This window comes from Bartonella sp. AP88HLJMH (genome assembly GCF_042195605.1).
Taxonomy (GTDB): Bacteria; Pseudomonadota; Alphaproteobacteria; order Rhizobiales; family Rhizobiaceae; genus Bartonella.
In genome coordinates this window covers 1-5,396 of record NZ_JBHIOR010000039.1, presented here as the reverse complement: position 1 = coordinate 5,396, position 5,396 = coordinate 1, and the positions used below count along the sequence as shown (strand labels likewise).

At 37.2% G+C, this 5,396-nt stretch carries 3 protein-coding genes; all 3 read left to right on the top strand.

Features of this window, described 5'->3' with window-relative positions; genetic code table 11:
- Positions 1-422: 422 nt before the first annotated feature.
- Complete coding sequence (gene bafA, locus ACFIMA_RS09045; RefSeq protein ID WP_375693384.1) at positions 423-2,987, top strand: BafA family autotransporter; 2,565 nt, start codon at positions 423-425, stop codon at positions 2,985-2,987.
- A gap of 229 nt (positions 2,988-3,216) precedes the next feature.
- Positions 3,217-3,468 carry a hypothetical protein gene (locus ACFIMA_RS09040; protein WP_375693385.1) on the top strand — a complete coding sequence of 84 codons (252 nt, stop codon included), beginning with the start codon at positions 3,217-3,219 and terminating at the stop codon, positions 3,466-3,468.
- Between the two features lie 357 nt (positions 3,469-3,825).
- The coding region (locus tag ACFIMA_RS09035) for a pertactin-like passenger domain-containing protein (RefSeq protein ID WP_375693386.1) at positions 3,826-5,396 on the top strand (1,571 nt) is incomplete at its 3' end.

Sequence of the window (5,396 nt, the reverse complement as noted above, 5' to 3'; positions counted from 1 at the left end):
AAAGGGCGTAAAACAAAACAGTCCTTTCAGGGTATTTTAGGTGTACGCTATAGTTTCTAACGACATGGTTATTTTTTAGTTATCTTTAAATGTATGATTAGTTTTTTTAAGTTTTTAATGCAGCATCAGAGAACAATTTTTCAGAGTACGCAGCTTCGTTTTTCATGATAAACTGTATACCCTTATATACTTGATTATGCATTACTTTTTATCTTTGATAAGAAAACTCCGAGAAAATGCTAAAGAAGCACTATAAAAGCGCTCTTATATTCTTGATCAAAAAAGTATTAAAAAACTATAAAGAACGGTTTTTTATGAGATAAGGGGGATTTTTAAGAAGGATTATTGCAATCTAAGGTTGAAAATATGTTTTGTAGAGCTAATTACGTTTAGTGTCTATGCAGGCGTGAAGGGGGGAGGATATGGCTCTACAATATAAATGGAAACGACATTGTTGGATACTCATGTTGAGCAGCTGTTTTGTGCAAGCTGCTGCTGCAAATGAGGGGAGAACAGCACTTTTTTGTCAATCTTCAAGTTATGAAAATGATAAAGTATTTCAAGATCAATACAATGAGGATATGAAAACAGGCAGATGCATACTTGGAGCCTCTAATGATGTCATGGTAAGAACGCGCAATGAATTAGACTTTTTGAAAAAGCCTAGCGATTTTATCATGGATAAGGGTGCTAGAGTGTTTGCGAGTCAACAGGAGCTTGACAGCAGTCATCGTGACAATGCTGGATATAATGCACAAGAACAAAATACTGCATTCCTTAAAAAGCCTGAACTTATTTCCATTAAAGATGGGGCAATGTTAGAAAATTATATCCTTGATAATGAAGGTAAAGCATACATTTCAAATGATGGTGAGATTGATAGTCCAGGGCGATCCATTAATAACACTGTAAGGAATGGTGCAGAGCTTTATGTGTATGCAGGAGGACTCAGTGAGAATAGTAAAATTGAACATGGTGGAATTGAAAATGTTCAGGCTTTAAAGGGAAAACAAGGTTTTTCGAAAAATGCTGTTGTTAAAGAAGGCGGGCACCAAAGTGTTGGAAATGGAGGGAAAGTAGAGGGGACTAAAATTTATGGCGGTGAGCAGCTTGTTTTCGGCGAGGGGGATATTGGAGGAGAGATTAAAGGCAGTAGTGCTTCTCATACTATCATTTATGGTCAAGATGAAACACTAGGCCAACAAAAAGTATATGATGGCGGAAAAGTTTGGAATACAAAAGTTATGCAAGGGGGTGTCCAAGAGGTTGGACAAAAGTCTCAAAGTGCAAAAAATGGTGGTTTTGCATTTGACACAGAAGTTTTTGGTGGTGGTAAACAACGTATCTTAAAAGGCGGTCAGGCTATTGGAGTCACTTTAAATGAGAGTGCTATTCAGGAAATATATACTGATGGATCTGTAAAAAATCTAACAATGAATGATCAAACAAAATCATGGGTGCATGCTGGAGCAACATTAGAAGGCAAGACACAAGTAAACCATTCTGGGCAGATCCATCTTTATGCTGGGAATGATCAACAGCGCACCACAGTAGAAGATATTATTTTAAATGGAAAAGATACAAAACTATACTCTATTACTGATGAGTTTGATGGAAAAAGTTCTTTGATACAAAAATTAAGTGGTGAAGGGAGTGTTATTTTTTCGTTTACAGGTTCTGATCCATATTATTCTCAGCTTCATGTGAATAATCTTTCAGGAAATTTACATTTCGCGTTCAATACTACGATTGCCCATAACCGTGGTGATTATCTCTTGGTTGAGAAAGGCGCTGGGAAACATACAATAAGTGTTGCTGATTCTGGAGTTGAAATCACGGATCCTTTTTCAAATAAGCGTGATTTAATTACGGATCAAAGTGGTGGAGCGCATTTTACGCTGACAGATCTTAAGGGTGAAAAAATTAACGCCATTGATGGTGGGACTTATATGTATGATTTGAAAGAAAGAAAGGATGAAAATGGAAAAGTTTGGTTTTTATCGGCAGACCGCCTCAGTGGACCAGAACCTTCTATACCAAATCCGACAAATCCTTTTTTTCCTGGAGAAACATCAACAACCCCCTCTACAGATGCAGTGTTAACGTTGTCCGTAGTTCCTGGGCTTATTTTTAATAATGAGTTGCAAATTATACGGAATGGTAGAAAAATTTGGGACAGAAATAAGAAAGATATCGAACTATGGACTTATGGGATTAAGAGCAGAGAACGTGTTGCGACAGGCCATACACACTTTAAGCTTGGGCAGACAGGTTTAGTCTTTGGTGCTGATCAGTTGAGTGAATTAAGGCATGGAGAGTTGTATGTTGGTGGTTTCGGGAGTTATGATCAAGCACGTATTTCTCATGCACGAGGTGGTGACAGCGATTTGAGCTCTTATAGTATTGGAACTTACGCAACTTATTTTGATCATCGTGGATGGTATATGGATGGTGTTTTGAAATATAATTATTACCGAGATAATTTGAAAGCCATATCAACGAATGGTTTAGCCATTCAAAGTCATTACAATCAGTGGGCGATAGGTGGATCATTTGAGATTGGTTGTTATTTTGAACCGGCACAGAATACTTGGATGCAGCCTTATATCAAGCTAACAGGTTTGCAGGTTGAAGGTAAAAGAATAAAACTTTCCAATGGAATGATAGGTGATCTAAGCCCATTAACTTCATTCCGCAGTGAAGTTGGATTGACTGCAGGACATGAATTTTTTGTGAGTTCAGAAACTTCATTAACAGCTTACATTATGGCAGCTTGGTTGCGTGAGAATATAAATAATAATTATACGACAATTAATAACCAGTATAAATTTATTACAGATTTATCAGGCAGTGCGGGTAAATTGGGAATTGGTTTAAACGGTTCGGTCAATGATAAACTAACACTTTATGCGGAAGCACATTATCTAAAAGGACATAAGATTAAGAATGCTCTTCAAGGTATTTTAGGATTACGCTATAGTTTCTAAATATGTGTGCATGGCTGATTAACTTTACAAATGTAATTGTTTTGCAAACTTAAACAGATAACGTTCGGCTATGTCTTCTCGAGAGTGTAAGGACTTTCTCAAATAGTAGAAATGTCTTTATACTCTCTCTTTTAAAGGCAACATACTGAATTTATAATAATAATTCATTTCTATGCATGTTGAATGAGAGTCGCGAAAATCATAGGATTCTCTCATTCCAAATCTGTTTATGTTGAATCAATCAAAACCATTTTCTTGCACGTCACAAGCAGGGAAGCCTGCGTGGATAAAAATTGTACAAGAAAGAACTAAAAATACCTCTTATAAACTGCCTCAAGTACCAAAGGGTGTCGCGTTGCAACATTTTAGGGCTGGAAAAGTGTATGATGATATCGGCTCGCTTCTTCATAAGCGTAAAGATTGGGGGATCAATGGCTTTACCGGTATATCATTCATGGATGACGTGGCGAAATGGGCTTGAGTGCATTGAGAGATGTCTCTTTAAAACAAGTGAGTGAATGTACAACCCAATGGCGTTTTGTTTTACGTGAAGAGAGGGCCCCATTAAAGGGCACGAGCATTTTTTTCATCTATAATTCCAGATATGCAAATTATTCCTTTAACTTAAGTGAACATTTTGAATTTTATTCAATTTTTCTGCCTTAAGTTAGAGTTTTTTAGTGGTTTATAGATAAACAACTTTAAGTTGTTTAAATTAAAAAATACACTAAAAAATTGTATTTAGACATAAATAAAACACATTATGATACAATCTAAAATGAGCTATCTATGTAGTCGCGGGGTATTTTTCTAAATAATTGAGAGTGGAGTGTGGATAATGCGGTATAAATACAAATTAAGTTTTTCAGTATTGATGATCAGTAGTTGTCTTGTGCAATCTGCAAGTGCAGTTGAGAGTAGGAATAGAGTGCTAACAAGAGAAACACATGTGGTAAATAGAGAAGAGGAAGAAAAAAAAATAGCACTGATGTCTAATTTTTTTCGCAATAATACTATTCTCAAAGATGGTGATGTAGAGCTTGTTGATAATGGAGAAAGTTCTGTAGGTTCCACTATTAAAAAAGGAGGGATGCAAATAGTTACACGGGCAGGAATTGCAATGAACGCCAAAATTTTGGGAGGTCAGCAGTTTATTCATGAAGAGCCATATATTGATCTTACAAGCGTGGAGAGAAAAAGTAGTGCATATAATTCCACAGTTACTGGGGATGGTGGAACAGTTGGACAGCAGAATGTGTATGATGGAGCGTGGGGTTGGTATACGAAAGTGGGAGATAACGGAGAACAAAATCTTTATGCAGGACAAAGAAAAGAGGGGGGAAAATCAATGTATGCTGAGGTCTCTGGGAATGGGAGACAACACGTCTTAGCGTTAGGAGAATCTTATGCTACTAATTTGAAGGATCAAGCTATTCAAGTTGTATATCCTGAAGGGTTTGTGGATGGTCTGACTGTTAACAACTTTGCTAAATCGTGGTTCCATGTTGGTGTACAAGAGGTCCTTGGAGAAGTAAGGATTAATGATCACGGAGAACTTTATTTATTCGCTGGTGATAGGACAAATCATACGACTAAGAAAAAAATTCCTATAAAGGACAGAGTGGATGAAACAATATTTGAGGTTGGTGAACGGAATATGGGAGAAAAACCTCAGATTGAAATTGAAGATTTAGGGGGGCAAAATGGGACTGTTATTTTTACTTCTATACCGTATGATCCACGATATATTTCACTTCATGTTGAGAAACTTTCAGGGAGTTTACATTTTCGATTCAATATTAGTGCTACGGGGGATTCGAGTGATTACTTATCGATTGATGAGGGCGCAGGTAATCACAAAATAAGCGTTGCAGATTCTGGTCGTGAAATTACAGGTCTTCTCTCACAAAAGAATAGTTTGGTCACAGGGATTAATTTAATTACTGATAGAAGCCACAATGGAGGCGCTAATTTTACTCTGGCAGACCTTTCGGGTAAGGACATTACAGCTGTTGATGGTGGGGCCTATCAATATCAATTGCTGAAGAGAGATAGATGTGCTGATTCTAGTGGTAGTGCTACAATTTGGTATTTAGGAAGAGCCTCTGGAGGTACGACACGTTCGAATACTGAAGCACAGTGTGTAAACAAGAAAACGAAGATTCCTCTTGCATTATCTGATCAAGGTGCTCCTTCTAGAGGAAAAAATACAGGCTCTCGTAAACCTACTATAAAACAACCAGCTAAACCACGTCCTCCACGTCATTTAAGAGGGGCACAGAATGTCTCTAGTGTTTCTGTATCTCCAACTGTTTCCTCTCTTGGAAGTCACGTTATTGAAGTCTTAGGTTCAGGAAGTTCTCATCCTCTTTCTGATGAAAAACAACAAACTGCTGTTTCAACCTCTTC

Coding starts and splice junctions, on each gene's coding strand:
- bafA (WP_375693384.1), top strand. CDS start 423: ATGGCTCTACAATATAAATGGAAACGACATTGTTGGATACTCATGTTG.
- ACFIMA_RS09040 (WP_375693385.1), top strand. CDS start 3,217: ATGTTGAATCAATCAAAACCATTTTCTTGCACGTCACAAGCAGGGAAG.